At 30.4% G+C, this 2,129-nt stretch carries 2 protein-coding genes; both read left to right on the forward strand.

Annotation, left to right across the window (positions count from 1 at the left end; all coding sequences use genetic code 11):
- The first annotated feature begins 48 nt into the window (after positions 1-48).
- On the forward strand, positions 49-1,317 hold the full coding sequence (locus AOG55_RS02080; protein WP_055040835.1) for an MFS transporter: 1,269 nt from the start codon (positions 49-51) through the stop codon (positions 1,315-1,317).
- 13 nt (positions 1,318-1,330) lie between these two features.
- Positions 1,331-2,008, forward strand: a complete 678-nt coding sequence (locus tag AOG55_RS02085) for a cyclase family protein (RefSeq protein WP_055040836.1) — start codon at positions 1,331-1,333, stop codon at positions 2,006-2,008.
- Positions 2,009-2,129 lie beyond the last annotated feature (121 nt).

A 2,129-nucleotide genomic window follows, 5' to 3' on the forward strand; every position in this document is an offset into this window, starting at 1 on the left:
TAGACATATGCGGAAAAACATATATATTAACAAAAAGGTTACATATTTATGAATAAAACTAAGAACAGGTATATTATTTATCTCACTGTTGTGGCTATGGCTGGCTGGATGCTGGCTTCCTTTGATTTTAATATAATGACACCAACTTTACCTCTAATATCTAAAAGTTTGCATTTTACAACAGAAGAAGCTGGATTAATTACCGGCGTAATATACTTGGGAATGTTTGTGATGGTGCTGATTTATGGTCCTTTAATTGATAAGTTTGGAAGAAAGGTGATGTTTCAAATTGTTTTAACAGTATCCGCCATATTTACTGGATTTACTTATTTAGTTGTAAATTTTCTTCAATTTATGGGAGTAAGATTTATTGCGGATGGTAGTGCATTTGGAGAATTACCAACCGGTTTAACTATTGTTACTGAGGAGTCCTCACCAAAATTACGTGGTATACTTTATGGGTTTATACAAGGTGGTTGGCCAATAGGCTTATTTATATCATCTGCTGCTTATTTGCTTCTTGTCAGCAAAATAGGTTGGAGAGGTCTTTATTTATTAGGTTTAATACCATTAATCGCTGTAATTATTGCTAGATTCAGAGTAAAAGAAAGTGATAGATTTAAAGACCTTAAAAAGACTATAACTGAAGACACTAAACCAAAATATGCAGTAAATAAAAATGAGGCAAAGGAATTCCCATATAAGCAACTTTTTAATAAAGATCTAAGAAAGCAATTCACAATAGTGAATTTAGGATGGATGCTTTATACATTTTCTTTCGTTACAACTAACGTAGTAATTGCGTTAATTTTTACATCTTACTATAAATTAAATGATACCCAATCTGCTACAATATTATTAATAGCTTCTGGAATAGGATTTTTTGCATACCCAATTGCAGGGTGGTATGGACAGATAATAGGTAGAAGGAATGCATGGGTAATGAGCAGCATATTAATGCCTTTCACTGCCCTAATATTCTATATAGTCGCCGTACCTGGATATTTCTATTCCATATTGATACCATACATATTCTTATATTTCTTTAGCAATGGGACATTTGCATCTGTAGGATTTATGTATGCATCTGAATCATTTCCTACTAGGGCTAGGGGTTCAGCAACATCTTTTATCATGGCGTTAATAGCAGCATCATATGCTATAGGTGGTTTTCTATTTTCAGGAATTTTATCACTTACTTCTAGTATCCCCATAACATGGATCATACTTGCGGTTATTTTACCATTTGGATCTACTGTTATGATATTGGGTAAAAATATAAAACCCGATGAAGAGTTAGAAAGCATATCTACTTGATTGGTGATAAAACATGGAAATAATAGATATAACGCATACATTAATTAATAAAATGCCTGTATATCCTGGTTTACCAGAATTTACAATGTCTAAATTTGGTAGTATTGAATCAGACGGAGCTAATTCTACATTAGTGAATATATTAACTCATCATGGTACCCATATGGATGCTCCCTATCATATATTTAGTTCTGGTAAATTTATAGAAGATTTTGATATAAACTATGTAATTACGAAATGTATTATATTGGACTTAACAAACAAAAAACCTGGTGATCAGATAATAGTAGAGGACATAGCAAAATTTGAAAACATAATAAATGATTTTAACTCTATTATATTTGATACTGGATGGTCATCAAGAAGAGACGATACAAATATATATAATAAAAATTGGGTGGGTATATCCAAAAGTTTATCGGGATTACTACCAAAATACAACAACCTGAAACTTATAGGAATTGATGGCTTAAGTATAGCCCCACCGCCTTATACAACCAAATTATCTGATATTATTAGCATACATAAGAACATTCTTGAAAATGATATATTTATAATTGAAGAGTTAAATTTAATAAATATAGATTTTAAAGGCATGGATTACATAGCAGGAAAACTAATTACCGCACCGCTTAAATTAAGCAAAAGTGATGGTTCACCTGTTAGGGCTTTATTTTATTTTGATAAATAGATTCCAATATATTTGATGAATATAATAATAAGAAACATAGAAAGTATGTTAAATATAAAAGTGATGCTAATAAAATATAATGCTTCAAGATTTTATAGTATGTATATAAAATAATTAAATA

The sequence above is a fragment of the Acidiplasma cupricumulans genome, from assembly GCF_001402935.1.
GTDB classification, from domain to species: Archaea; Thermoplasmatota; Thermoplasmata; order Thermoplasmatales; family Thermoplasmataceae; genus Acidiplasma; species Acidiplasma aeolicum.

Excerpts from the sequence above, each read along its gene's own strand:
- AOG55_RS02080 (WP_055040835.1), top strand. The coding sequence starts at position 49 with ATGAATAAAACTAAGAACAGGTATATTATTTATCTCACTGTTGTGGCT.
- AOG55_RS02085 (WP_055040836.1), top strand. The coding sequence starts at position 1,331 with ATGGAAATAATAGATATAACGCATACATTAATTAATAAAATGCCTGTA.